The following is a 24,565-nucleotide window of genomic DNA, read 5'->3' as shown; positions in this document are numbered from 1 at the left end:
GGGCCTGGCTGGCCGCAATGGTCAAGCGCGGCGTCAAGGTGCGGGTGCTGACCATTTCGTTTGCCGCGACCGACGTCTCGGCGGTACACGCCGGCTATGCGCCCACCCGCAAGCGCCTGCTAAAGGCCGGCGTGGAACTGTACGAACTGAAGCCCACCGCCAATGCCGACCTGGCGCGCAGCCGCTCGACGAAGTCGCGCATGTTCGCGTCGAGCCGCGCGAGCCTGCATGCCAAGGCGTATGTGGCAGACCGGCGGCTGCTGTTCATCGGGTCGATGAACCTCGATCCGCGATCGATCAAGCTCAATACCGAAATGGGAGTGGTGCTGGACAGCCCGACGCTGGCCAGGCTGCTGGTGGAGGACATGGACCGCCGCCTGCTCGACATCGCCTACCGGGTGGACCTGCAGACCAGCGACAGCGGCGCGGAATCGCTGACGTGGACCACCCGCGACAACGGCAAGGAAACCACGTACGAGCACGAACCCGGCATGAGCGTGTGGCAGCACATGGGGATTGGTGTCCTGCAGATCCTGCCGGTCGAGGACCAGCTGTAGGGCTGGGTGCGTTGGAGGGGGAGGCTAGGGTGTGGCGATGCCGTCGCCGCCCGGCTGCAGCAATTGCAGCAGGCATGCCTGCAGGCGCGACAGTTCGCCCGCGATGCCACCGGGAAACCCTTGCCGGTTACCGCGCTTGTCGATCAGCAGTTCGGCGACGAAGGCGGACACGGCGGCGGCATTGCCCAGCGCGGCCAGATGGTTGCCGATGCGCGGATAGGCGTAGAACAGTTCCAGGGGCCGGGCTTCGCGCGGCAACTGGGCCAGCCACCTGAGCGCCACCGGCGTCAGCGACAGGTTGATCGGGTCAGGCGCCTGGCGCTGCTCGCTCCAATCGACCTGGGCCGATGCGGGTGGGTCGCCGTCCAGCACTTTCTTGGCTTCTTCGACCGTAACGAATTCAAACGACAGGGGATCCATGATGGGTGGCTCGATATGGGCATGCAGCGCGGGCATCCGCCCGTTTGGGTCAGATTACGCGCTGCCGCCCATGTTAACGGATCGGTGAAGTGATTCCTTAGCCGCAATGTATCGGCTTGGGTTTGGACTCGGGTGGCCCGCCCGGCACGGCGCGAATCTCATGGCTGGCCGGCCGATCTCTCATGGCAGGAAAACGCCCGTTTGCCACACTGCAGGCATGAACTGGAGCCTGCCATGACCTGGGATCTGCTGATCGAATCTGACTGCGTGCCCGTGCCCCTGCGCGCTGGTGCCCATGTGACCTGCCGCGCCGGCCAGTTGTGGATTACCGTCGAGCACCGGCGCGCGCGGCCGTCGGCGGACATCGTGCTGGCGGCCGGCCAGCAGTGCCGCGTGGAGGAAGACGGCGTCTACTTTCTGAGCGCGCTCCGCGCGCCGGGCGCTGGCGCGGTGCAATGCCACATCACGCCGGCCGCCCGGCAGCACCTGGTGCTGCGCCCGGCCTGACGCGCGCGGCTTCCTCGGCAATCCAGTCGGCCACGTGGCGGACGTCGCCGCGCGGGGTCTCGGTGGCATGGATCAGCCAGAACGCGTTGGGGCTGGGCATGATCGCGCCGGCCGTGGTGACGACATTGAGCTGGCCGCCCTCGATCAGCGACTGGATCAGTTCCAGGCGGCCAAGCGCCACGCCTTGCCCCGCCAGTGCCGCATGAATCACCTGGTCATATTGGTTGAAGCGCAGGATGCCGCGCCGGACGGCCTGGCGATAGCCCTGCGCGCTGAGCCAGTTGCGCCAGTGCAGCCATGGCCGTGGATCGTCGAACTCGAGCAATGGCAATGCCGCCAGGGCTTCGGCCGAGGTCACGCGGGTGGCGCCCAGCGCGGGGTTGGCCACGGGCGCGATGGTTTCGTCGAACAGCCGGATGGCATGTGGCGGCGCGGCCGATGCCGGGCAATAGCGGATGGCCAGGTCGATGCCGTCGGCACGCAGGTCGCTGATCTGGTTGCTGGCGGACAGCCGCACGTCCAGCTTGGGATACCGGCGTTGCAGGCTGCCCAGCCGTGGCAGCAGCCACAAACCGGCCATGCCGATGCTGGCCGTGACGGTGACGGGCTGGCGCCCATCGCGCTTGCGCAGTTCTGCGGCCACGTCCTGCAGTTGCTGCACCGCGCCGTCGGCGCTGCGGAACAGCCGTTCGCCCTCGGGCGTGAAGGCCACGCCGCGATGCTGGCGCACGAACAGGCGCACCTGCAAGTGGTCTTCCAGCGCGCGGATCTGGCGGCTCACGGCCGATTGGGTCAGGCACAGGTCGTCGGCCGCCTGGGTGATGCTCATGCGCCGGCCCACGGCCACGAAGCCCTTGAGCAGATCGAGCGGAAACAGGCGAACGAGCGGGACGGACATGGCAAAGCCTCACGATGGCGCTGGCGAGCCCCATTACAGCACGGAATCCGAACCCCCTGCCATGCGCAGATGGAATGGCAGAACGCCTGAAATCTCGTTTGAACCGGCGCCGGGAATCGCTTGAAATGAAGCCGATCCGAACCGTCGTCACTGGAGCCCGCCATGTCGCCTCGCCCGCTTTTGCATGATGCCCGCGCATTGCAATCCGCCGGATCGCCACCCTGGTGGCGTGATCCCGTCTTCCTGCTGCTGGCGGCCGGGCTCGTGATGGGCCTGGCGCTGGGGGTGCGGCATGTGCAGGGCCTGTTCCTGCTGCCGGTCATCGCCGAACGCGGCTGGACCCGCGAGACCTTCGGTTTGGCGATGGCCGTGCAGAACCTTGCGTGGGGCATCGCCCAGCCGCTGACCGGGATGGTGGCCGATCGCTTCGGGTCCTGGAAGGTGATGCTGGGCGGGCTGGTGCTGTACGCGGCCGGGCTCTGGGGCATGGCGCTGGCGCACTCGTCGATGGCGTTCGTGCTGGCGGCGGGCATCTGTATCGGCATCGCGCAGTCCGGCACCACCTTCGGCGTGGTCTATGGCGCGCTGAGCCGCATGGTGCCGCCGGAACAGCGCAGCCGCACACTGGGCATCGCCGGCGCGCTGGGTGGGATCGGGCAGTTCCTGATGGTGCCGTCGGCGCAGGCGCTGATGTCGGTGGCGGGCTGGCAACTGGCCTTGATGGTCTTTGCCGTGGCGGCGCTGGTGCTGTTGCCGTTCGCGCTGCCGTTCCAGGATCGCGCGGCGGGTGGCGATACGGCGGGCAACCAGCCTTCGATGCGTGCCGCCATCGGTGAAGCCTTTGGCCATTCGGGGTTCTGGCTGCTCAATCTCGGCTTTCTGGCCTGCGGCTTCCAACTGGCGTTCATCGCCAACCACCTGCCCGCATACCTGCGCGACCAGGGCATGCAGCCCGCCAGCGCGATGATTGCGCTGGCCATCATTGCGCTGGCCAATATCGCGGGGACCTATGCCTTCGGCTGGCTGGGCGGCCGGCACGTGAAGAAGTACCTGCTGGCCGGCATCTACCTGACGCGCACGTCGGCGATGGCGCTGTTCCTGCTGCTGCCGCTCAGCCCGGTCACGCTGTACGGGTTTGCGGCCGTGATGGGCTTTCTGTGGCTGGGCACGGTGCCGCTGACCAGCGGCATCGTCTCGCAGGTGTTTGGCGTGCGCTACATCACCACGCTGTTCGGCTTCGTGTTCTTTGGCCACCAGTTGGGGTCGTTCCTGGGGGTCTGGCTGGGCGGGCTGGTGTTCGAGCTGACCCATTCCTATGATCTGGTATGGATGGGCGCGATGGCGCTGGGCGTGGTCGCCGCCGCACTGCACTGGCCCATCGACGACCGCGAGATCGTGCGCGTGCCATGGCAAGGGCTGCGGCCGTGAGCGCCGGCATGGAATAAAGGGCTGGCCCGGCGTGTTTACGCATCAGGCAGGCTGCGTGCCGGGCGCGGGAGGTGGAGTATGCTTGGCACGCACGTCCTGTCATTCCAGCTATCCGGAGGCCGCCATGCCGTTTCGATTTTCCGTTTGGATGAGCGCCGTCGCGGCGGCCCTTGCATTGAGCGCATGCGCTTCGTTGCAGCCGGTGGAAACCGGGCAAAAGCTGATCGGCAGCCCGCAGGCGGCCGTGCAGCAGACGTTCGGCGCGCCCACCGACACGTTCCAGATGGCCAATGGTGCGCAACGCTGGATCTATTCCAAACAGCCGTACGGCTACGAAATCTACGCGGCCGACTTCGATACCAGCGGCAAGCTGACGAATTTCCGCCAGATGCTGACCGAGACGGAGATCTACGCCGCGCGGCCCGGCCAGTGGACCAAGCAGGACGTGCTGGAGCGCTGGGGCAAGCCCAAGGAGCCGATCCAGTACTACGCGCTGATGAAGCGCGAGGCCTGGTCGTACCGGATGTACCTGCCCGGCTACCTGCCGGCGCACTTCAGTGCTTACTTTGACGACAACGGCGTGCTGGACCGGACGATGATCATCCAGGATTCGCGCGGCGGCGAACGCAGCCGGAAGTAGGCAGGCAGACAAGCGGGCAGCCGCCCAACGTCGCACCTGGCGGGGCCGTTCTGGCTCCGCGACCTTCGATTGCGCCCATCAGTGGTGCAGTCGCAACAAACCACTTTGAAGACTCAACAAATCCCCAGCTGAATGGCTCTCTCATAGTATAAACACGAATTATTCGTATTACGATTTGTGTCCTGTGTCACCGATGCGTGGCACATGATGCACATTCGAGCCAGCCCACCTCCAATAACAATCCCGGGAATTTCGATGTCCTTGCACCGTCCGTCCAACGGTCGCGCCAGCCTGCGCGCGCGCGTTTCTGTCCGTTCGTCGCTTCCAGCCACCGTGCTGTCGCCTGTTGCCGTCGCGGTGCTGGGCCTGACGCTGTCGCTGTCCGCGCACGGACAGACTCCGACCCAGGCCCAGCAGACCCAGCCCCAGCAGGCCAGTGCCGGCGCCACGGCCACGCTGCCGGCCGCCACCGCGGTGGCCGACCGGTCCGGCGAGGCCGTCAAGGTTGAGCGGGTAAGCAGCGGTGCGCTGGGCGACCGCAAGGCCGTGGATACGCCGTTTTCGGTCAACGCGGTGTCGAGCGACGAAATCCAGCAACGGATGGCGCAGACCGCCAACGACGTGTTCAAGTACGACGCGGCCGTGCAGGTGCTGGGTGACAACGCACGCACCGAGAATTCGTATTTCTCCGTGCGCGGCATCCGCGTGGACATGCTCAACGGCACCAAGGTGGATGGCCAGAACTTTGTCACCTGGGATGCCGACATCCCGCTGGAGCCGTTCGAGCAGGTGGAACTGCTCAAGGGCCTGTCCGGCTTCATGTACGGCTTCGGGTCGCCGGGCGGCATCATCAACTACGTGACCAAACGCTCCACCGACACGCCGCTGCGCGAGGTGACCATCGGCTACCAGACCAACAATGTCTGGAGCGAGAAGGTCGACGTCGGCGGCCGCTTCGGCAACGACGACCGCTTCGGCTATCGCATCAACGCCGTGAACGAGGACGGCAACACCAGCGAGCAGGGCGTGCACGTGCGGCGTCAGACGTTCTCGCTGGCCACCGACTTCCGCGTCACGCCGGACCTGACGTGGAACGCCGACATCATGTACTGGAAGCGCAAGTCGCAAGGCACGATCTTCGGGCTGTCGTTTGGCACGGACACCATTCCGGCCGCCAGCAGCGTCGCGCGCAACCTGGCGCAGCCGTGGTCGTCGCACGAGACCGACACGCTGACCGTGGGCACCGGCGTGGACTACCGCATCAACAGCGACTGGAAGACCAGCTTCAAGTACCGCTTCGCGCGCCAGAACCGGCTGAACGCGGACAGCTTCCTGTTTGTCACGGACGATGCCGGCAACTACTCGGACACCAACTATCGCTGGAAGACGGCCTACTACTACCAGGCGTACGACGCGATGGTGCAGGGCAAGTTCGAGACCGGTGGCCTCAAGCACGAGATCGTGGCGGGCTTGGGCTACCTGTCGCAGGTGCGCGAGCTGGACAACGGCCTGGGCGGCAACGGCATCTTCATGGGGATGAACAACCTGTACAACCCCATCGCCCTCGACGAGCAGCCTGGCGTGGGCAAGGACTACATCCCGTACCGCGACTACAGGATCCAGCAGAAGTCGGTCTACCTGAGCGACACGGTGCAGATCACGCCGCGCCTGTCGGTGCTGGTTGGCGTGCGCTACAACATGTTCTCGCAGGACAACTACAGCCCCGACGCGGTCCGGACGTCGCGCTACAGCGCCAACCCGATCACGCCGACGGCGGCGGTGATGTTCAAGACAGACGATTTCTCGACCGCTTACGTGAGCTACGTGGAATCGCTGGAACAGGGCGGTTCGGCCGGCCCCACCGCCGCAAACTCGGGCGAGACGTTCGGTCCGCTCAAGAGCCGCCAGTACGAGGTGGGCTTCAAGACCGACCGCGACAAGTGGGGCGCCAACGTGGCCCTGTTCCGCGTGGACAAGGGCTACGAGTACACCAACACGTCGAACTACTTCGTGCAGAACGGCAAGCAGCAGTTCACGGGCCTGGATACCAGCGGCTGGTGGCGCGTGGCGCGCGATGTGCGCCTGATGGGTGGTGTGCTGTGGCTGCACACCAAGACCGCGGACGTTGACGATCCCGTGGTCAACGGCAACCGGGTGTTCGCCACGCCGAACTACATCGTCACGGGCCGCGTCGAGTACGACACGCCGTTCGTGCCCGGCCTGACGCTGTGGACCGGCGCCAAGGTGACCGGCTCGATGTTCGTGAACTCGGCCAATACCCAGCAGATTCCGTCGTACACCACGGCCGATATCGGCGCGCGCTACACCACGCGCGTGGCCGGCAAGCAGGTGACCGTGCGCGCGGTGCTGAACAACGTGTTCAATCGCCGCTACTGGACCACCACCTACGACGGCTTCGTGCTGCCGGCGGCCACGCGCACGTTCCTGATGAACGCATCGCTGCAGTTCTGACGGCCCGAGTTGCCGACCGGGTCCTCTCCCGTACGGGCGGGGACCGGGCCAGCAGGCCCGTCGTCCTAGCCCCGCCGCACCGCCGTGACCTTGCCGCCCATCACGTCGATGGTGCGCCGCTGCGGGTTGTAGTCCATCGTGCCCGGCATATGCTGGCCTTCGCGGTTGCCGAAACGCCATGCGCAGCCATCGAGCAACTTCGCGGCTTCGGCCTCGGTCTTGCCGATCAGCGCGTCGTCGCCGAGCTTGTCGGCCTGGCAGCCTTCGGGCGTGCCGCGCCCGCCTTGCGGGCCCGGATTGGCCACGCCGCCAGCCGGCGGCTGTGGCGCCTGCGGCTGCGCGGCGCAGCCCGCCATCATCGTGGCTATCGCCACGGTGCCCGTGAGGGCCATCGCTTTCCAGTTCGGTGCAGTCATGCAGAGGCTCCTTGGCATGTGTCAGGGAGCCCCGATTCTAGCGGACCCCGCGCTCACGGCGACTTGCGCGCCGGACGCGCCGTGGATCGTCCGCGTCCGCGCGGCACCGGGGCCGCGAACATCGACATGTCGCGCACGATGCGGCCCAGCAGCGTGTCGGCCGCCACGCCCAGCGGGCGTCCCGCCTTCACCAGCAGTTGCGCCTTGGCGGCCTCGAACAGCGGGTGGGCGATCGGCAGGGTCACCAGATCGCCCGAGGCCAGTTCGCGATAGGCGGCAAACGCGCCAATCAGCGTGATGCCATGGTGGCGCTTGACGAAGTGCCGCAGCACGGCCAGCGAATTGGTGGTTAGCGTGGGCCGGATCTGGACGTTCTCGGCATACGCCAGCATCTGCACGATCTGCCCGAGCCCGAACGCCGGCGGCATCATCGCCAGCGGGAAGTCGGCCAGCTCGCGCACATCCACCTGGGTGCCGCGCAAGGCCAGCGGGTGCCCCGCGTGCACCAGCAGCACCACCGGCTGCGAAGACGTGGCCACCCAGCGCACGTCGGGATGCGACGGCGGGTTGTAGGCCAGGCCGATATGGGCGCGGCTCTCGGCCACCTCCTGCAGCACGTTGTTGACGGGCAGGATGTCCACCGTGACGTCGAGGCGCGGGTATTGCGCGCAGAAGTCGGTCAGCACCTCGTCCATCAGGCCATCGACATAGCCTTCGCTGGTGGCAATGCGAATCTGGCCGTGCTGCAGTCCACGCAGTGCCTGCAGGCGGTCCTCGAACAGTTCCTGCTGCGCGCGGCAGCCCTGCCAGTAGTCGAGCAGGTGCAGCGCCACGTCGGTGGGCTGCACGCCGCGCGCGTGGCGCTCGAACAGCGGCGCGCCAACCTCGTCCTCCAGAAGGCGGATCTGGCGCGTGATGACCGATGGCGATGTGTTGATGCTGTCGGCCGCGCCCCGGATCGATCCGTGCGTGAGTACCTCGTGGAAATAGCGCAGCCTGCGCTGGTTCAGTTCTCGCATGTCGAAAGCCAAGCTGTTGCCGATTGGGCAACGATAGCCGACTTAAGTTGCTCTTGCTCTGCTTTTTCATCTGACCGACGATCTTTCGACAATAAGAAAACGCGACAGCACAACGTTCATCGCATCCACAAGGACGACCCCGGGAGAGAGATCGAATGTCCACCACACTGCCCCCACGCACCACGCCGGCGCACGACAGCGCCGCGCAACAGGCGCTGTACCGCAAGCTGAACTGGCGCCTGTTGCCATTCCTGCTGCTTTGCTACACGTTTGCCTACCTGGATCGCGTCAACATCGGCTTCGCCAAGCTGCAGATGCAGAGCGACCTGGGCTTCTCCGACGCCGTGTACGGGCTTGGCGCCGGCATCTTCTTCTTCGGCTATGTGCTGTTCGAGATCCCGAGCAACCTGCTGCTGCCTCGCATCGGCGCGCGCAAGACCATCAGCCGCATCCTGGTGCTGTGGGGCCTGACGTCGGCCGGCATGATGTTCGTGCGCGACGAAACCACGTTCTACGTGATGCGCTTTCTGCTGGGCGTGTTCGAGGCGGGCTTCGCGCCGGGCATGATCTTCTACCTGACGTACTGGTACGGCCAGCAGCGCATGGCGCGCGTGATGGCCGTGGTGATGCTGGCCGGCCCCCTCGGCGGCATCTTCGGCTCGCCGCTGTCGACGTGGCTGATGACCGGCCTGTCGGGCACGCACGGCCTGGAAGGCTGGCAGTGGATGTTCCTGGTGGAAGGCCTGCCATGCGTGCTGCTGGGCGTCCTGGCCCTGCGCGTGCTGTCCGACCGTCCGGCCGATGCCAGGTGGCTGACCGACGCCGAAAAGCGCATGATTGCTGCGGACCTGCACACACCGGGCGCGGGCCACCATTCGTTCGGCCAGGTGGCGCGCGATCCGCGCGTGTACCTGCTGGCGTTCGCCTACTTCACGATGATCTGCGGCATCTATGCGGTCAGCTTCTGGCTGCCGTCGATCCTCAAGGCAGACGGCGTTACCGACACCATGCAGATCGGCCTGTACTCGATGATCCCGTATATCGCGGCCGCGATTGCGATGGTCGTGATCGGCCGGCGCTCGGACCGCCGTGGCGAGCGTCGCCTGCATAGCGCGGTGCCTGCCTTCATTGGTGCCGTGGCGCTGGCGGTGGCCACGCTGGCCAGCGGCAACCTGGCGGTGTCGCTGTTGTGCATGACGATTGCCACGGCGATGATGTGGACGGCCTACACGGTGTTCTGGGCCATTCCGTCGCAATACCTGAAGGGCGACGCCGCAGCGGGCGGCATTGCCCTGATCAACACGATCGGCCTGATCGGCGGCTTCCTGAGTCCGACCATCATCGGCTGGGTGCGCACGGCCACGGGCAGCATGCAGGCTGGCCTGCTGGTGATGGTGGCGCTGCTGGTGGCCGGGGCGGTGACGCTGCTGGCCAACCGCATGCCGGCGCCGCAAGGCAGTCCGGCCACGGTTTGACGACAACATGAACATGGAGAGCCCCTTGGCACCCCGAATCCTGATCGCCGGTTTCCAGCACGAAACCAACACGTTTGCGCCGTCCAACGCCACCTACGCCAGCTTCGAGCGCGGCGAGGGCTTCCCGGCCATGGCGCGCGGCGACGATGTGCTGGCGCTGCGCGATGTCAATATCCCGGTCGGTGGCTTCATCCAGGCGGCGCAGCGCAACGGCTGGGCCCTGAGTCCGGTGATCTGGGCCGGCGCCAGCCCGTCGGCGCATGTGACCGAGGATGCGTTCGAGCGCATCGCGGGCGAAATCGTCGCGGCGGCCCGCGCGGGCGGTTTCGATGCCATCTACCTCGACCTGCACGGCGCCATGGTGGCCGAGCATGCCGACGATGGCGAGGGCGAACTGCTGGCGCGCCTGCGCGCGGTGATCGGGCCGGACGTGCCGCTGGTGGCGTCGCTGGACCTCCACGCCAATGTCACGCAGCGCATGCTCGATGCTGCCGATGCGCTGGTGGCCTACCGCACCTATCCGCACGTCGACATGGCCGAAACCGGCGTGCGCGCCGCGGAACTGCTGCAGCCGCTGCTGGCCGGGCCGCGCCGCTGGCGTGCCGCCGCCCGCCGCCTGCCGTTCCTGATTCCGATCAACGGCATGTGCACGATGCTGGAGCCGGCGCGCGGGCTGTACGCGGCCCTGGCCGAGCTGGAGTCGGAAGGGGTGGTGTCGCTGTCGTTCGCACCGGGCTTCCCGGCCGCTGATTTTCCCGAGTGCGGGCCGGTGATCTGGGGCTACGGCGACGATGACGCCGCCGCCGAAGCCGCCGTGCAGGCACTCTACGACCGGATGCTGGCCGAGGAGGCCGCCTGGGAGGTGCCGTTCCTCTTGCCCGACGATGCGGTGCGCGAAGCGATGCGGATGGCCGAAGGCGCCACGCGCCCGGTGGTCATCGCCGATACCCAGGACAACCCCGGTGCCGGCGGTGACTCGAACACGACGGGCATGCTGCGGGCGCTGCTGCGCAACGGCGCGCAGGGCGCGGCCATCGGCCTGATCTGGGATCCGGCGGTGGCCGCTGCCGCGCATGGTGCCGGCGTGGGCGCGGTGATCGATGTGGCACTGGGTGGCGTGTCGGGCGTGCCCGGCGACGAGCCGCTGCAGGGCCGCTTCGAGGTGCTGAAGCTGTCTGACGGCGTATGCCGCTTTGGTGGTCCGATGATGCACGGCATGCTGGCCGATGTCGGACCCGTGGCGCTGCTGGGTATCGGCGGCGTGCAGGTGGTGGTCAGCGGCGGCAAGGCGCAGATGCTCGATCGCAACCTCTATCGCGTGGGCGGGGTCGAGCCCGAGGCGATGAAGATCCTGGTGAACAAGAGCTCGGTGCATTTCCGCGCGGACTTCCAGGGCATCGCCCATGCGGTGCTGGTGGCCAAGGCGCCCGGGCCGATGACGGCCGACCCGGCCGACCTGCCGTGGACGCGCCTGGCACCCGGCATCCGCCTGAAGCCGATGGGCCAGCCGTTCCGCGCCTGACGTCTGACGCCGGGCGATCAGGGCCCGGCGTTCAGAGCTTCTGCAACGCGGCCAGCCGGAAGATCTTTGTCCACAGATTGGCGGCGTCCCGGTTGGCCACCGGAATCACCCATTCGCCCTGCCTGCTGTGCCGCAGGGCGACGACGACATACCAGCGGCCCTGGCGCGCCTCGGGGCGCGCGCCGTCGATGTCGGCGAAGATCATCACCTGGCGCTGGCCGTTCATCTCCAGCACGCTGTTCTTGCGTTCGGCGTCGACCTTGAGAGACCCCCAGTCGCCCTGCAGGGCCAGGATGCGTTCACCCTTGATGCGCCGGCCGTGGATGGCCCGGTAGCGACGCAGCCACGCCACGCACAGCGCCGTCAGTATCGCCAGGATCAGAATGTCGGCGGCGGCGCCGGCCAGCATGCCTGACGTGGCGGTCACCATCTGGTAGAGCCGGACCAGGCCGTAGACGAAGGCGGCGATGACGGCGACGCCGAGGAGGAGGATGGGCACGTCCTGATTCCTGAAGGTAGCGATTGAGGGCGGACTTGGGTGGTGGGCTGGGCGGCGGCGTGCCGCCGCGCCAGTGTCGGACCGCGCGGGCCTATAATGGTTCGCCCCGCACCGCCGGACGGGGTTTGCCATCCGGTTCGGCCCATCTTCCATGCCATCGTATCCTCTCGTCCTCTGCCTGACCATTGCCGTGGTGTGCAGTGTGGGCATGGCCGTCGCGGCATGGCCGCGCCGCGATGACCCCACCGTGCGTGCATTCCTGGTGCTGGCGGCGGGCGTGGCCATCTGGAGCGGCGGCCGGTTGCTGGAAATCAGCGAGACGGCGCTGCCGGGTCGGATCTTCTGGGCCAAGTTCCAGTATGCGGGCATCGTGGCCGTACCGATCGGCTGGCTGGTGGCGATGGTTCACCTGAGCCGGCCTCGCTTTGTCGTGCCGTGGTCGATGCTGTGGGTGCCGGTTTTCTTCGCCGTGCTGACGCTGGCGCTGGTGTTCACCAACGAGCGCCATCACCTGATCTGGACGTCGATCGAACTGATGCCGCCGGGTGTCTCGCCGGGCGCGGTGTTTCGGCACGGCATCGGCTATACCGCGGTGGCCGCGTGGACCTACGCGATGCTGGGGCTCAGCATGTATTTCCTGGCCACCGCCGAGGTGCCGAACGCGGCGCTGTCGGTGCGCGGCCGCAATGTGCTGATGGCGGGATTGTTCCTGCCGCTGGTCACGCACATCGCCTACCTCTACCGCTGGACAGGCCCGATGGGCGGCGACCTGACCCCGGCCACGTTCTCGCTGATGACCCTGCTGGTGTGGTTCTGCGCGCTGCGCACGCACCTGGACGATACCGGCCACTACGCGCGGCTGCGCGTGTTCGACGCGATCCGCGAGGGCTGCGCGATCCTGGGCGCGGACGGACGCATCGTCGAGTTCAATCCCGCCGCTGCCCGGCTGGTGCCAGACCTGCGCCGTGGCCAGATACCGCCCCCGGCGTGGCACCACGCGCTGAGCGACCCCGACGCGTCGGCGCCTTTCATCCCGGACGGGCTGGGGTACGAACTGACGGTGGAGCCCGTGTGCCGGATGGACGGCAAGCAGATCGGCCTGCTGGTGTTCATGCGCGACATCAGCCGCTACCAGTCGCGCGAACAGGCGTTGGCCACGCAGCTTGGCGAAACGGCCGAGCAGCTGTCGCGCGTGCAGGCCGACCTTGATATCGACGCGCTGACCGGCATCCCCAACCGGCGCTACTTCCAGCGCGAATCGCTGGCTGCCGTGGCCCGCGCCCATGAGCGCGGCAAGGAAATCGGCCTGCTGATCCTGGACGTCGACCTGTTCAAGCAATTCAACGACCTGTACGGCCACCCGTGCGGCGACGACTGCCTGCGGCAGGTGGCCGAGGCGCTGACCGGCGTGCTGCGCGGCGCGCAGTTTTGCGCACGGCTGGGCGGCGAGGAATTCGCGGTGGTGCTGCCCGATTCGTCGGTGGACGAAACGCGCGCCATTGCACGCAGCATGGTCGCGGCGGTGCGGGACCTGGGCGTTCCCCACAACGGCACGCCCGTGCAGCCGTATGTGACGATCAGCGTGGGCGCGGTATGCGCGATACCTGAAGCCGCGCGTCTGGAGCCGTTGCTGCACCGTGCCGACAGCGCGATGTATCGCGCCAAGCGGGCGGGGCGCAACCGCTACGTGCTGGACGGCAGCCTGTACCTTGGGGTGCAAAACAGCTGATTTTTACGATGGCGTGAAAAAGGGCTTGCAAATTGCCGGGGCTTATGTAGAATTCGCGTCTCGCTTCAACGCAGCAATGCGGCGAAACGAAGCCCAGATGGCGGAATTGGTAGACGCACTAGGTTCAGGTCCTAGCGGTGGCAACACTGTGGAGGTTCGAGTCCTCTTCTGGGCACCAATTCAAAAACCCCGCTCACACGAGCGGGGTTTTTTCATTTGTACGCCCGGAAACGGGAGTCCCTGCGGACTGCCCGCCAGGACTCGAAAAGCCGACGCTTGCAAGCGCCGGCCGGGGTCGCGCCTGGGTGACCGAGTCCTGTTCTCGGCACCAATATGAAAGCCCTGCGCATTGAGCGGGGCTTTTTCGTTTTGGCCATCCGATTTCCGGTCGTTGATGCGCTGGCCCTCTCCCCCGACCCCTCTCCCGCAAGGCGGGAGAGGGGAGCGAACCGACAGTTGCAGAAGTGCCTTGGTTGTTCTCCCCTCTCCCGCTCTGCGGAAGAGGGGCTGGGGGAAGGGCGGGCGTATCAGGCTGCCATGCCGCCCACGCCCTGGCCGACAACCACGCGTCCCTGCTGCGTCGCCGCCTGCCGTACCACATCCCCCACCATCTCGGCCGTCACCGCCGATAGCGTCCAGCCCAGGTGCCCGTGCCCGGTGTTGTAGAACACGTTGGCAGCATGGCCACGGCCCACGCGCGGCATCATGTTCGGCATCATCGGGCGCAGGCCCGCCCAGGGCACCACGCTGCGCGTGCTGACGCCGGGGAAGCAGGCATGCACCCAGTCGACCAGCGGGCGGATGCGGTCGGCGCGGATGTCGCGGTTGATGCCGTTGAACTCGGCCGTGCCGGCCACGCGGAAGCGGTCGGCGCCCAGGCGGCTGGTGACGAGCTTGGTTTCATCGTCGAGCAGGCTGACCGTCGGTGCGCTGGCCTGGCTCTCGGCGTCGTTCAGGTTCACCGTGATCGAGTAGCCCTTGACCGGATAGATGTTCACGCGGTCGCCAAGCTGCTGCGCGAAGGCCCGGCTGGCCACGCCTGCGCACACCACCACGCCATCGAACTCGCGCGATGTGGGCAGGTTGTCCTCCGCGGATACTACGGTCGCGCGCCGGCCCGTGGTGGCCACCGAGCGCACATCCTGGTTGTACAGCGTCTGCACGCCCAGGCGCCTGATCGCTGCCGCCAGGCCGCTGGTGAACTTGTGGATGTCGCCCGTGGCGTCGCTCTCGGTGTAGTAGCCGCCGTGGAAGTTGCCGGCCAGCGTGGGCTCGATGTCGCGCATTTCCGCCGGTGTCACCGCGTGGCGCTCCAGGCCGCCTTCGGCGAGCAGCTTCGACACCCGCCCGGCATGCTCGAAGCCGGCCTTGTTGCGATAGATATGCAGGATGCCGCGCCGCTTCAGGTCGAAGTCGATGCCTTCCGCGTCGGCCCAGGCGAACAGGTGCTGCCGCGCGGCGATGGCCAGGCGCGCGGTCTCGACCGTGTTGGCGCGGTAATGCGGGATCGAGGCCATGAATTCCGCGAACCAGCTCAGCTTGTGCCAGGTGGGGCGCGGATTCACCAGCAGCGGCGCATCGGCGCGCAGCATCCATTTGATGCCCTTGGCCAGCGTGGACCAGTGCGTCCAGACTTCGGCATTCGATGCGGACAACTGGCCGCCGTTGGCAAATGACGTTTCCATGGCCGCATAGCGATGCCGCTCGAACAGCGTGACGGAGAACCCGCGTTTGGCCAGCGCGTACGCGGTTGTGACGCCGGTAATCCCGCCGCCGATCACTGCAATGGATTTCATGTGGAAGGTCTTTCAGGACGTCATGGGGTGGCAGTCCACGGCGCACCATGCGCTTTTCGCGGACGCCCCCTCTGTCCTTGACCTGAGAGATTCGCGAGCCGGGGCTCGCTTGCTCCTTCGGTACCGCCGGCCGACGTACGAGCCGGGGTTCTTCAGAGTGCAATGGCGATACCGGTCCTTTTGCCTGAGAGTTTCCGGGGCGGTTGCTCCTTCGGCGCCGTGCTGCCTGGCGGCAGCGACGGGCTCTCCCGATATCGCGGGGTACAACGGTGGCCACTATGCCATAGAAATTAAGGATTCGGCCATCAGGTTTTTCCGATCAGGACGCTGGGGCCAGGAAGCGTTGCGCCAGTCGCACCCAAGCCGCCGCGCCCAGCGGCAGCACCTGGTCGTTGAAGTCGTAGCCGGGGTTGTGGACCATGCAGCCGCCGAATTCGCCTTCGCCGTTGCCCAGGATCAGGTAGCAGCCGGGCACCGTATCGAGCATCCAGGCGAAGTCCTCGCTGCCGTTCAGGCCCTTGGGCGCCTGCGTGACCACCTGCTCGGTGCCGACCAGTTCCTGGCAGACCTCGGCGGCCAGCGCGGTGGGGCCGGCCGCGTTGACCATCGGCGGCGTCAACTGGCGATAGTCGATCTGCGCCGTCACGCCGTGGGCCTGCGCGGTCAGGCTGACGATCTCGTAGATGCGGGCTTCCACCAGCGCCCGCGTTTCGGGCCGCGCGGCGCGCACATTGAGCCCAATCTTGACCTCCTCCGGAATCACGTTGTGCGTGGCGCCGGCATGGATGAAGCCGACCGATACCACGGCGGTGTCGTCGGGCGCCACGTTGCGCGCCACCACCGTTTGCAGCGCGGTGATGATGGCCGCGGAAGCGGCGATCGGATCCTTTGAACGATGCGGCATCGCGCCGTGGCCGCCCACGCCGCGAATGGTCACGTCGGCCACATCGGACGACAGGCTGACCGGCCCTTCCAGCACACGGAACGACCCGGCCGGCACGCCGGGCATGTTGTGCAGCGCGAAGATCGCATCGCACGGAAAGCGCTCGAACAGTCCGTCCTGGATCATGGCGCGCGCGCCGCACAGGTTTTCTTCGTCGGGCTGGAAGATCAGGTTCAGCGTGCCGTCGAAGCTGCGCGAATCGGCCAGCGCCTTGGCGGCGGCCAGCAGGATGGCGGTGTGGCCGTCGTGCCCGCAGGCATGCATGCGGCCGGGGGTCTTGCTGGCGTAGGGCAGCCCGGTGGCCTCGACGATGGGCAGGGCATCCATGTCGGCCCGGATGCCCAGGCGCCGCGTGCCGTTGCCCACCTTCAACTGGCCCACGACGCCGCTCTTGCCAATGCCGGTGTGAACCTCGTAGCCCCAGCTTTCCAGCAGCGTGGCCACGAGCCGGCTGGTGGCGCCCACCTCGAAGCCCAGTTCGGGTTGCGCATGGATCTGGCGGCGGATATTGACGAAGGTTTCGGTGTCGATGGCGGGCAGCAGGTGCGGCCGCAGCTGAAACGGGGTCAGGGTCGGTTGGCGGGTCATGGTGGGTCTCGGGAAGTCAGTCTCGCGGGGTAGCGACGGGTATCGAAAGGGAATCAGTGTTCGCGCTTCTCGGCGATGCGCAGCACGGCCACCAGGGCCAGCACGCCGCACGCCATCATGTAGAAGGCCGGGGCCATGGGGTTGCCGGTCTTCGCCAGCAGCCATGTGACGATGAACTGCGACGAGCCGCCGAACACCGTCACGCCCACGCTGTAGATCACGGCCAGGCCCGTGGCGCGCACGCCGGCGGGCAGCATCTCCAGCAGCATCAGGAACAGCGGCGTGGTGCCGATGTTGATGCTGGCGGTCAGCAGCGCGGACAGGCCCAGCACCAGCGGCACGCTCGGGTAGTGATTCATCAGCCAGAACGCGGGATAGACGGCAATCAGGCTGAACAGCAGCGACCCCGCCACCAGCGGCTTGCGGCGGTCGAGGCGGTCCGCCAGCGTGCCGGCGATCAGGGAGACCACCAGCAGCGTGACCCCCGTGACGCAGCCCGACAGGAACGACAGCGACGCCGGCATATGCAGCACGCGGATCATGTACGTCGGCATGAAGAACACCACCAGGTACATCGTGGCCGTACCCGCGGTGCCGGCCAGGATGCCCAGCACCACCTTGTTGGCGTGACGGCGGAACAGCTCGCCGACGGGGCTTGGCGTGTGCGCGTCGGCCTCGTGCGTCTCATCGAGATTGGCGCGGATGTAGAGACCCACCGGCGCGATCAGCAGCCCGAGCAGGAACGGTACGCGCCAGCCCCAGCTTTCCAGCGCGGCGGTGGGCAGCAAGGCGTAGAGCGTGGCGCCCGTGGCCGCGCCGGCCAGCGCGGAAATGCCCTGGCTGCCGATCTGCCAGCTCACGCGCCAGCCGCGCCCCTTTACGTCGCCACCTTCCATCAGCATCGCGGTGGACGCGCCAATCTCGCCGCCCAGCGAAAAGCCCTGCAACAGCCGGCCCGCCAGGATCGTCAGCGACCCGAGCACGCCAGCGGTGGCGTAGGTGGGAGCCAGCGCGATGCACAGCGTGCCCAGCACCATCAGGCCGATGGTCAGCGTCATGGCGGCCTTGCGGCCGCGGCGGTCGGCATAGTTGCCGATCAGCACGCCGCCCAGCGGTCGCATGATAAAGCCGATGCCGAACGTGGCCACGGCCAGCAGCAGCGAACCATAGGGGCTGTCCGACGGAAAGAACAGCTTGCCGATCAGCAGCGAGAAGAAGCTGTAGACCGTGAAGTCGAACATCTCCAGCGCATTGCCGATGGAGCAGGCGGCGATCAGCCGGAACTGGCTTTGCTTCGCCCTGGGTGCGGCAGGGGCAACGGATGTGGCAGGGGCGGTGACGGTGGCACCGGCGAGCGGCGCGCCGGCGGGCAGGGTTGCGTCGTTCATGTGGGGGGCTCCACGAACTGGGTTACGGAAATCGTGGCGCCTGGGGTGGCGTCCATCGCGCAAGTCGTACGTCCTTGGCGATGCAGTATTCAGGCAAACACGCCGCACCGAAAATCATTTATTGTCATCGTGATAACGAAATGGCATCACCGACACCATCACCCGCCGCGCACCATCAGGACTAGTACCTACGCGGCGCATTCCGGTGTGCCATGCACGGCAATTGCGCAGGCGCGCACCATGGCAAGGCATTGCCAAACAGACGGTGGGGAGAAACCCGGATGAAGCTGCAACAACTGCGTGTGCTGCTGGCGGTGGCCCAGCACGGCAGCATTCACGAGGCTGCGCGCAGCCTGCATACATCGCAGCCGGCGCTGTCGAAGGCCATTGCGGAGCTTGAGCGCGAACTGGGCGTCACGCTGATGTCGCGCTCGGTGCGCGGCGTGAGCCTGACGGCCTATGGCGTGGCCCTGGTGCGGCGGGCCACGGTGGTGGAGCAGGAACTGCGGCACGCGCTGGAAGACATTGAATCGATTCGCGGACATGCCGAGGCGCAGCTTCATATCGGCTTTACGGCCGTGGCATCCAGCGCCGCGCTGCCCGATGCGATGGCGGCCTACCGGCAGCGCTATCCGAATGTGACGCTGCGCGCGCTGGAGTTGCGCCCGCAGCAGATTCTGGAAGGGTTGCGCGAAGGGCGGCTCGATCTTGGGCTGATCTCGACCAACAGCGGCCCCGGTGGCGGCGGCATGCAATGGGAGCCGCTGTTTTCGGTCGGCATGGGCCTGGCGGTGCGACCCGGGCATCCGCTGCGCCGTGCGCGACGCCTGCGTGCGCTTCTGGATGCCGACTGGCTGACGCTCGATCCGCTGGACGATCCGGGCAGCCCGCTGGCCAGCCTGATGCGCCTGCACCGCCTGGACATGCCCAAGCGCATCGTGCAGAGCGCGTCGAACCTGCTGGGCCTGCAGCTGGCGACCAAGACCGATCTGATCAGCGTGTGGTCGAACTACGTGTTCGATGGCACGGGGCCGCTGAAGCTGGACCCCGAAGCGCTGGTGCGATTGCCGATTGCCGACGAGTTGCCCGACTTCCAGCTCTTTCTGGTCTATCGCTCCGAAGACCTGATGACGCACGCCTGCGCGCAGTTCACGCGCGAGGTGCGGCATGCGGCCAAGCCGCGCCGTTCGCGCTGATGTGCGCAGGCGCGGCGGACCTGCGGTTACTTCTTCAGCAGTTTCAGCAGTTCATGTGCGCCAGCCTCGGACGACGCGGGATTCTGTCCGGTGACCAGTAGCCCATCGACCACGGCGTAGCTGCCCCAGTCATCGGTGCGCGAGAACTGTCCGCCGTTCGCCTTGAGTACGTCCTCCACCAGATACGGCACCACGTTGGTCAACTGCACGGCCTCTTCCTCGGTATTGGTGAAGCCCGTGACCTTGCGACCCTTGACCAGCGGTTCTCCGTCGGCGCGCTTCACATGGCGCAGCACCCCGGGCGCATGGCAAACCAGGGCCATGGGCTTGCCGGCGCGGTCGAACGCTTCGATCAGTGCAATCGATCGCTTGTCCTCGGTCAGGTCCCACAGCGGGCCGTGGCCGCCGGGATAGAAGACCGCGTCGAAGTCGTCGGCCTTGACCTGGTCCAGCGTCAGCGTGGACGCCAGGTGTTTCTGGGCGGCGGGGTCGCCCTGGAACCGGCGCGTGGCGTCGGTCTTGAAGTCGGGTTCGTCGCTCTTGGGGTCGATCGGCGGCTGGCCGCCCTTGGGTGTCGCCAGCGTGACGTCGACGCCGGCATCCTTGAACACGTAGTACGGCGCGGCGAATTCCTCGAGCCAGAAGCCGGTCTTCTTGCCCGTGTTGCCAAGCTTGTCATGCGACGTGAGCACCATCAGGATCTTCATTGTCGTTCTCCGGGTTGGTTGGCGCCGCGGCCTCGCACGCATAGCGGCGTTGGCAACCATCGTAGGCAGCGAGTGGCAATTCCGAAAGCTCGACGATCAGGATTCTCAGGAGGGGTGGTCGGTGTCGCGGCGCTTGCGTCCGGTAAGCATCGCGGCGATCAGGTTTTCTCGGCCCTTGAGGCTCATCGCGACGGCCGCGACCACGTGCAGCGCCACCAGGCCAAGCAGCGTATTCGACAGCCAGCGATGAATGTCGATGGGCCAGTCCTCGCCCCAGAAGGGGTCGAGCCGCGACATCCAGCCAGTGATGGCCAGCGCCAGGATCAGTGACCACATCGCGAGCATCATCACCGCACCCAGCGGGGTATGGCTGATGAAGCGCGGCGCACGGCCGCGCATCAGCGCGCGGCCATAGGCCAGTACGCCGGCGGCACGTGGCCACCAGGCCTGAAAGCGCGCGTGTTCCGTGCCGACAAAGCCCCAGACCACGCGGAACAGCACCAGCCCGGCGGCCACATAGCCCAGCACGCGATGCACCTGGTCGCCTGAATCGTCGATCAGGTCATAGCAGACGATGGCCGCCACGCTCCAGTGCGTGAAGCGGACGGCCAGGTCCCAGACGCGAATCGTGTCGCGCGCATGCACGCGATCCGCCGGGGTTGCCATGCTTACTTGCCGATTTCGGATTTGACGATGTCCAGCGTCTTGGTGTCGAAGTAGATCTCGGCTTTCTTGCCGTCCTTCGTGGTGCCGTAGATCTCGTAGCAGTTGCCGTCGACCTTGAACTTCTTGATGTTGTAGCCCTGGGCCTCGATCTTGGCCTTGGCATCCGCCTCAGGCATCCATTCGGACTTCGGATGTTTCTCGCAATTGGCACCCGCGAACGCGGCGGTGGAGAACAGGCCGACAAAGGCTGCGGCGACGATCTTGTGCATGGCTCAACTCCTCGGACAAAAAGCCCATCTGGGCGACGTGTGTGAATCGTAGAGTCTAATGAGATCGATTCTCAATGTAGGTTTTCCCGATCTGCACCGTGGCTGCGATGACACAGCAGTTGCGAATGTCACGTCTATGCCACGTTCTCGTAATGTCCCTACTTTGCACAGGGACTTCACGATTGTTCGTCTTGTGGGACAATCGCGGCCCATCGGGTAAGGGTTTTCCCGATGTCGAGCTTCGGAAAGGTTTCGTATGAAAACGATTGACTGGAAGGACTGGGAAATCTTCTGCCGTGTGGTGGAAGGGGGCGGCTTCACGCAGGGGGCCGAACTGGCCGAAGTCCCGAAGTCATCGGCCAGCGCTGCGGTGGCGCGGCTGGAAGGCCAGCTTGGTGTGCGACTGTTCGAGCGCACCACGCGGCGCGTGCGCGTCACCCAGCGCGGCCAGCAACTCTACGACCGCGTGGCGCCATTGTTCGGCGCGCTGCGCGAGATCAGCGCCGAGGCTGCCTCCGTCAGCGCCGAAGTCAGTGGCTCGATCCGTATCGCCACGCCCTACGAGGTGGGTTCGCAGCACCTGTCGCCGACGGTGAACCGGCTGCTCAAGCAGCATCCGTCGCTGCGCGTGCAGCTGGACATGAACTGGGACCAGCCCGACCTGATCCGCCATGGCTATGACCTGGCCTTCGTGATGACGGATACGAGCCTGAGCGACAGCTCGTTTGCCAGCAAGCGCGTGGTGCTGATCGAGCGCGCGTTCTATGCGGCGCCGTCGCTGATCCGCGAGCGTGGATTGCCGCGCGCTCCGCAAGACCTGCAAGGCTGGCCCACAGTCGGCAACCTGGACGATTCGCACTGGGAATTCCTGCGCGACGGCGTGGAGACGTTCTCGCTCGACGTGGAACCGCGCATCTGCACGCACAACGCCGAGGTGCGGCTGAAGGCGGCGGTCGACGGCCTGGGTGTTACGCGCCTGTCGCCGCGCTTCGTTCACGAGCAACTGGTGCAGGGCCAACTGGTGCGGGTGCTGCCCGGCTATTCGTCGTCACCGCTCAAGGTCTATGTGCTGATGCCCGCGCGCAAGCTGATGCCGGCCAGCGTGCGTGCCTTCCTGAATGCCCTGGAAGAAACGCTGGGTGTGCCGGAAAACGCGCGTCGCCCCGCATCGCGCCTGGGCGCTACCTTGCTGCCGGACGCCGAAGCGCTGGAAGACGACGAAGCCACGGCCACGATCCTCACGCTCGAGTGACGGGCCGGTGCCCGCCGCCGGTCTGGAAAGTCGCGCGATTCAGTAAGGCTGGTCGCCGGAGCGCAGGTCGAAGCTGAGCGTGTCGGCAATCTCCAGCATTTCGTCGTCGTCTTCGCTGCGTGTGATCCAGCCCGCGTACGCGTCGCCGCCGGTATCCCAGTTCCACAGCGTGTAGCCGGCCACGCGCAGCTGGTCGGTGGCCAGTTCCATCAACTCTGGCACGCTGGTGCCTTCCAGGAAATCCTCGTCCTCGGTGTCGTCGGTGCCCCACTCGATCTCCAGATCGATGCGCTCGCACAGCTGGTTGAGGCAGCCGATAAAGGACTCGACGTCCTTCCAGTCGACATAGAAGCCTGATTCCCAGTCGATGATCTCCTTGATCTGGAAGAACAGCATCTCGGCGTCGGCCTCGTCTTCCTCGGCGTCTTCCAGCGCTTCCTCGAACAGCGCCAGATGACGCGTGGTCTGCTGGGTGTCTCCCAGATTGATCAGTGCGAACAGCCGGCTCACGGCGTCCTGCGCGTCGTCGTCCAGTTCTATTGCCATCTGTGGCTCCTTTGTGGCCCGGTGGCTCCCGTCATGCGGCCACTTTCCCGATCTCGCGATGCCCCCACGGCGTCACGCGCAATGCCCGCGACGCCTGGGTAGGCTCGATCCAGCCGTTCTCCAGCATGGTTTCCAGCAAGGCCGCACCCAGCGCGCCGCCCAGATGCGGCTTGCGCTCGCTCCAGTCGGGGCAGGTACAGGCAAATTGACGGCGCTTGCGCCGCGTGGCGTCCAGGTCGATACCCAGTTGTGCCATGGCTTGCGTCCCGTCGCCAGTCAGGTCGACCCGTGTGCCATCCACGGCCAGCCAACCCGCCTGCGACATTCGCTCGAACAGACCCACCGCAAGTTCGCCGGCCAGATGGTCATAACACGTTCTTGCCTGCCTGAGCGCCGGCGGCGTGCCACGCGAAACGGGCACGGCCCGCAGGCGCGGCGGCTGGCTGACCAGCGACGCCGTGGCCAGCGCCTCGATGGCCACGCCGATCTCCGGCGCCGCCAGCCGGTAGTAGCGGTTGCGTCCGCGCGATTCCACCACCAGCAGCCCGCCTTCGGACAGCCGGGCCAGATGGCCACTGGTGGACGACGCCGACAGTCCGGCAATCAGCGCAAGCTCGCCAGCTGGCCGGGCGCTACCATCCATCAGCGCCCAAAGCATCGTCGCGCGGCCGGGGTCAGCCAGCAGACCGGCCAGCTGGCTGATGCCTGGTGCATATTCCATAGTTCATGGGTGGGTGAAGGGACGGATGCAAGTATAGGCAATTTGGGGATGAAATTGAGCAGAGGAAACCAAGTCCTGACTAGCCAGTGTTCTTGCCAAGAGACGCAATCGCCTCTCGGGCGGAGGCCGTTCTGGCGGCCCAAAAAGGACGTGGAACAAACTTGAGTCGGCATCGACATGCAGGCGCCGTTCCGGCGCTGTGCAGACACATCGCAAAGCGCGTTATTGACTGTTGAGGATCCATCTCATGCCAAACCTGATCGAACTCCATGGTGCGCTGACTGGCAACTGCATTCGTGCGGCCATTGCGCTTGAAGAAGCGGGCGTACCGTATGGGGTGAAGCCTGTCGACCTGGCCTCGGGCGAGCAGCAGGGCGCCCAGCACAGGGCGCTGAATGCGTTCGGCAAAGTGCCGGTTCTCGTCGAGCATCGGAACGAAGGGGCGTTCGTTCTGACGCAATCCAACGCCATCATGTTCTTTGCGGCGGAGCGATCTGGTCATCGACTCCTGTCCGTGGATCCAGTGGCGCGAGCCCGGGTCTACGAGCGGTTCTTCTACTTCCTGACGGATGTCATCGCGGTCAGCCACAGTGCATTCCGGCTTGAGCAGATGGGCATGAGCACGGCCATTGCCGCACCGATCAATGCGGCGGCAATGGCCGCGCTTGTCGCGTCGGAACAATTCCTTGGCGAGACACCGTACATGGCAGGCCGCGACTTCTCTTTGGCTGACATTTCGGCATTCACGATCGCCAACGCATGTCGCGACGATATCGCGTGGGCGAGCCATCCTGCCCTGGCGCGCTGGTTTGAGAGTGTCGCCGCGCGGCCTGCCGTGGTTCGCGGGCTCAAAGCCTTTTCGTAAGCCGCAAGCGGCACTTCTGGGCGATTGACCATCCGTTCTTGACTTT

24 protein-coding genes, 1 tRNA gene and 1 riboswitch are annotated in these 24,565 nt (G+C 66.3%); of the genes, 12 read left to right on the top strand and 13 right to left on the bottom strand.

From position 1 onward, the window contains the following. A partial coding sequence (locus CYJ10_RS23985) for a phospholipase D-like domain-containing protein (RefSeq protein ID WP_257993492.1) occupies window positions 1-557 on the top strand: 557 nt, incomplete at its 5' end. A 24-nt stretch (window positions 558-581) separates the two neighbouring features. On the opposite strand, the gene CYJ10_RS23980 is transcribed toward CYJ10_RS23985, so the two are convergent. After that, window positions 582-977: a hypothetical protein gene (locus CYJ10_RS23980; RefSeq protein WP_101683965.1), complete on the bottom strand. Its 396-nt coding sequence runs from the start codon at window positions 975-977 to the stop codon at window positions 582-584. A gap of 234 nt (window positions 978-1,211) precedes the next feature. Between CYJ10_RS23980 and CYJ10_RS23975 the strand changes: the two genes are divergently transcribed. After that, a complete protein-coding gene (locus CYJ10_RS23975; protein ID WP_101683941.1) occupies window positions 1,212-1,484 on the top strand; it encodes a DUF2917 domain-containing protein in 273 nt (90 codons plus the stop codon). On the opposite strand, the gene CYJ10_RS23970 is transcribed toward CYJ10_RS23975, so the two are convergent. After that, window positions 1,441-2,382 carry a LysR substrate-binding domain-containing protein gene (locus CYJ10_RS23970; RefSeq protein WP_101683940.1) on the bottom strand — a complete coding sequence of 314 codons (942 nt, stop codon included), beginning with the start codon at window positions 2,380-2,382 and terminating at the stop codon, window positions 1,441-1,443. The genes CYJ10_RS23975 and CYJ10_RS23970 overlap by 44 nt on opposite strands. Before the next feature lie 162 nt (window positions 2,383-2,544). Between CYJ10_RS23970 and CYJ10_RS23965 the strand changes: the two genes are divergently transcribed. The 3 genes from CYJ10_RS23965 to CYJ10_RS23955 all read left to right on the top strand — a co-directional run bounded on the left by CYJ10_RS23965 (window position 2,545) and on the right by CYJ10_RS23955 (window position 6,922). Continuing rightward, the gene (locus CYJ10_RS23965; RefSeq protein WP_101683939.1) at window positions 2,545-3,810 is read left to right on the top strand and encodes an MFS transporter; all 1,266 of its coding nucleotides are present in this window, start codon (window positions 2,545-2,547) and stop codon (window positions 3,808-3,810) included. 124 nt (window positions 3,811-3,934) lie between these two features. Continuing rightward, window positions 3,935-4,450 (top strand): hypothetical protein, encoded by a 516-nt coding sequence (locus CYJ10_RS23960; protein WP_101683938.1) that lies wholly within the window; start codon window positions 3,935-3,937, stop codon window positions 4,448-4,450. Between the two features lie 255 nt (window positions 4,451-4,705). Next, on the top strand, window positions 4,706-6,922 hold the full coding sequence (locus CYJ10_RS23955) for a TonB-dependent siderophore receptor (protein WP_101683937.1): 2,217 nt from the start codon (window positions 4,706-4,708) through the stop codon (window positions 6,920-6,922). Between the two features lie 65 nt (window positions 6,923-6,987). Here the strand turns inward: CYJ10_RS23955 and CYJ10_RS23950 are convergent, their stop codons facing one another. Next, window positions 6,988-7,338 carry a hypothetical protein gene (locus tag CYJ10_RS23950; protein ID WP_101683936.1) on the bottom strand — a complete coding sequence of 117 codons (351 nt, stop codon included), beginning with the start codon at window positions 7,336-7,338 and terminating at the stop codon, window positions 6,988-6,990. A gap of 53 nt (window positions 7,339-7,391) precedes the next feature. Then, complete coding sequence (locus CYJ10_RS23945; RefSeq protein ID WP_101683964.1) at window positions 7,392-8,357, bottom strand: LysR family transcriptional regulator; 966 nt, start codon at window positions 8,355-8,357, stop codon at window positions 7,392-7,394. Between the two features lie 155 nt (window positions 8,358-8,512). Here CYJ10_RS23945 and CYJ10_RS23940 point away from each other — a divergent pair, with 155 nt between their 5' ends. Beyond that, the gene (locus CYJ10_RS23940; RefSeq protein WP_101683935.1) at window positions 8,513-9,832 is read left to right on the top strand and encodes an MFS transporter; all 1,320 of its coding nucleotides are present in this window, start codon (window positions 8,513-8,515) and stop codon (window positions 9,830-9,832) included. A 25-nt stretch (window positions 9,833-9,857) separates the two neighbouring features. Continuing rightward, complete coding sequence (locus CYJ10_RS23935) at window positions 9,858-11,354, top strand: M81 family metallopeptidase (RefSeq protein ID WP_101683934.1); 1,497 nt, start codon at window positions 9,858-9,860, stop codon at window positions 11,352-11,354. Window positions 11,355-11,385: 31 nt separating this feature from the next. On the opposite strand, the gene CYJ10_RS23930 is transcribed toward CYJ10_RS23935, so the two are convergent. Further along, a complete protein-coding gene (locus CYJ10_RS23930) occupies window positions 11,386-11,853 on the bottom strand; it encodes a hypothetical protein (protein WP_101683933.1) in 468 nt (155 codons plus the stop codon). 151 nt (window positions 11,854-12,004) lie between these two features. Between CYJ10_RS23930 and CYJ10_RS23925 the strand changes: the two genes are divergently transcribed. Beyond that, window positions 12,005-13,582, top strand: coding sequence for a diguanylate cyclase domain-containing protein (locus CYJ10_RS23925; protein ID WP_101683932.1), 1,578 nt, complete (start codon window positions 12,005-12,007; stop codon window positions 13,580-13,582). 91 nt (window positions 13,583-13,673) lie between these two features. Further along, a tRNA-Leu gene (locus CYJ10_RS23920) sits at window positions 13,674-13,760 on the top strand. A gap of 349 nt (window positions 13,761-14,109) precedes the next feature. Here the strand turns inward: CYJ10_RS23920 and CYJ10_RS23915 are convergent. The 3 genes from CYJ10_RS23915 to CYJ10_RS23905 form a co-directional block, all read right to left on the bottom strand. After that, window positions 14,110-15,378: a D-amino acid dehydrogenase gene (locus CYJ10_RS23915; RefSeq protein WP_101683931.1), complete on the bottom strand. Its 1,269-nt coding sequence runs from the start codon at window positions 15,376-15,378 to the stop codon at window positions 14,110-14,112. 162 nt (window positions 15,379-15,540) lie between these two features. Further along, window positions 15,541-15,639: riboswitch (glycine riboswitch) on the bottom strand. A 58-nt stretch (window positions 15,640-15,697) separates the two neighbouring features. Next, on the bottom strand, window positions 15,698-16,909 hold the full coding sequence (locus tag CYJ10_RS23910) for a M20 aminoacylase family protein (protein WP_101683930.1): 1,212 nt from the start codon (window positions 16,907-16,909) through the stop codon (window positions 15,698-15,700). A 53-nt stretch (window positions 16,910-16,962) separates the two neighbouring features. Further along, on the bottom strand, window positions 16,963-18,297 hold the full coding sequence (locus tag CYJ10_RS23905) for an MFS transporter (RefSeq protein WP_101683929.1): 1,335 nt from the start codon (window positions 18,295-18,297) through the stop codon (window positions 16,963-16,965). Window positions 18,298-18,578: 281 nt separating this feature from the next. Between CYJ10_RS23905 and CYJ10_RS23900 the strand changes: the two genes are divergently transcribed. Beyond that, on the top strand, window positions 18,579-19,493 hold the full coding sequence (locus tag CYJ10_RS23900) for a LysR family transcriptional regulator (RefSeq protein WP_101683928.1): 915 nt from the start codon (window positions 18,579-18,581) through the stop codon (window positions 19,491-19,493). A 26-nt stretch (window positions 19,494-19,519) separates the two neighbouring features. On the opposite strand, the gene CYJ10_RS23895 is transcribed toward CYJ10_RS23900, so the two are convergent. The 3 genes from CYJ10_RS23895 to CYJ10_RS23885 form a co-directional block, all read right to left on the bottom strand. Next, complete coding sequence (locus CYJ10_RS23895; RefSeq protein ID WP_101683927.1) at window positions 19,520-20,200, bottom strand: type 1 glutamine amidotransferase domain-containing protein; 681 nt, start codon at window positions 20,198-20,200, stop codon at window positions 19,520-19,522. A 105-nt stretch (window positions 20,201-20,305) separates the two neighbouring features. After that, complete coding sequence (locus tag CYJ10_RS23890) at window positions 20,306-20,866, bottom strand: cytochrome b/b6 domain-containing protein (protein WP_101683926.1); 561 nt, start codon at window positions 20,864-20,866, stop codon at window positions 20,306-20,308. 2 nt (window positions 20,867-20,868) lie between these two features. Continuing rightward, entirely contained in the window at window positions 20,869-21,135 is a 267-nt protein-coding gene (locus CYJ10_RS23885; RefSeq protein WP_101683925.1) for a PepSY domain-containing protein, read from the bottom strand. A gap of 256 nt (window positions 21,136-21,391) precedes the next feature. Here CYJ10_RS23885 and CYJ10_RS23880 point away from each other — a divergent pair, with 256 nt between their 5' ends. Further along, window positions 21,392-22,387, top strand: coding sequence for a LysR family transcriptional regulator (locus CYJ10_RS23880; RefSeq protein ID WP_101683924.1), 996 nt, complete (start codon window positions 21,392-21,394; stop codon window positions 22,385-22,387). A 39-nt stretch (window positions 22,388-22,426) separates the two neighbouring features. On the opposite strand, the gene CYJ10_RS23875 is transcribed toward CYJ10_RS23880, so the two are convergent. Both CYJ10_RS23875 and CYJ10_RS23870 read right to left on the bottom strand, forming a co-directional pair. Further along, window positions 22,427-22,933: a DUF6630 family protein gene (locus tag CYJ10_RS23875; RefSeq protein ID WP_101683923.1), complete on the bottom strand. Its 507-nt coding sequence runs from the start codon at window positions 22,931-22,933 to the stop codon at window positions 22,427-22,429. Between the two features lie 31 nt (window positions 22,934-22,964). Then, a complete protein-coding gene (locus CYJ10_RS23870; RefSeq protein WP_101683922.1) occupies window positions 22,965-23,654 on the bottom strand; it encodes an ArsR/SmtB family transcription factor in 690 nt (229 codons plus the stop codon). 247 nt (window positions 23,655-23,901) lie between these two features. On the opposite strand from CYJ10_RS23870, the gene CYJ10_RS23865 reads away from it, so the two are divergent. Further along, window positions 23,902-24,519 (top strand): glutathione S-transferase family protein, encoded by a 618-nt coding sequence (locus tag CYJ10_RS23865; protein WP_101683921.1) that lies wholly within the window; start codon window positions 23,902-23,904, stop codon window positions 24,517-24,519. Window positions 24,520-24,565: the final 46 nt, after the last annotated feature.

It is taken from the genome of Cupriavidus pauculus (assembly GCF_002858765.1).
GTDB lineage: Bacteria > Pseudomonadota > Gammaproteobacteria > Burkholderiales > Burkholderiaceae > Cupriavidus > Cupriavidus pauculus_B.
This window is presented reverse-complemented; position numbering and strand designations above follow the sequence as displayed.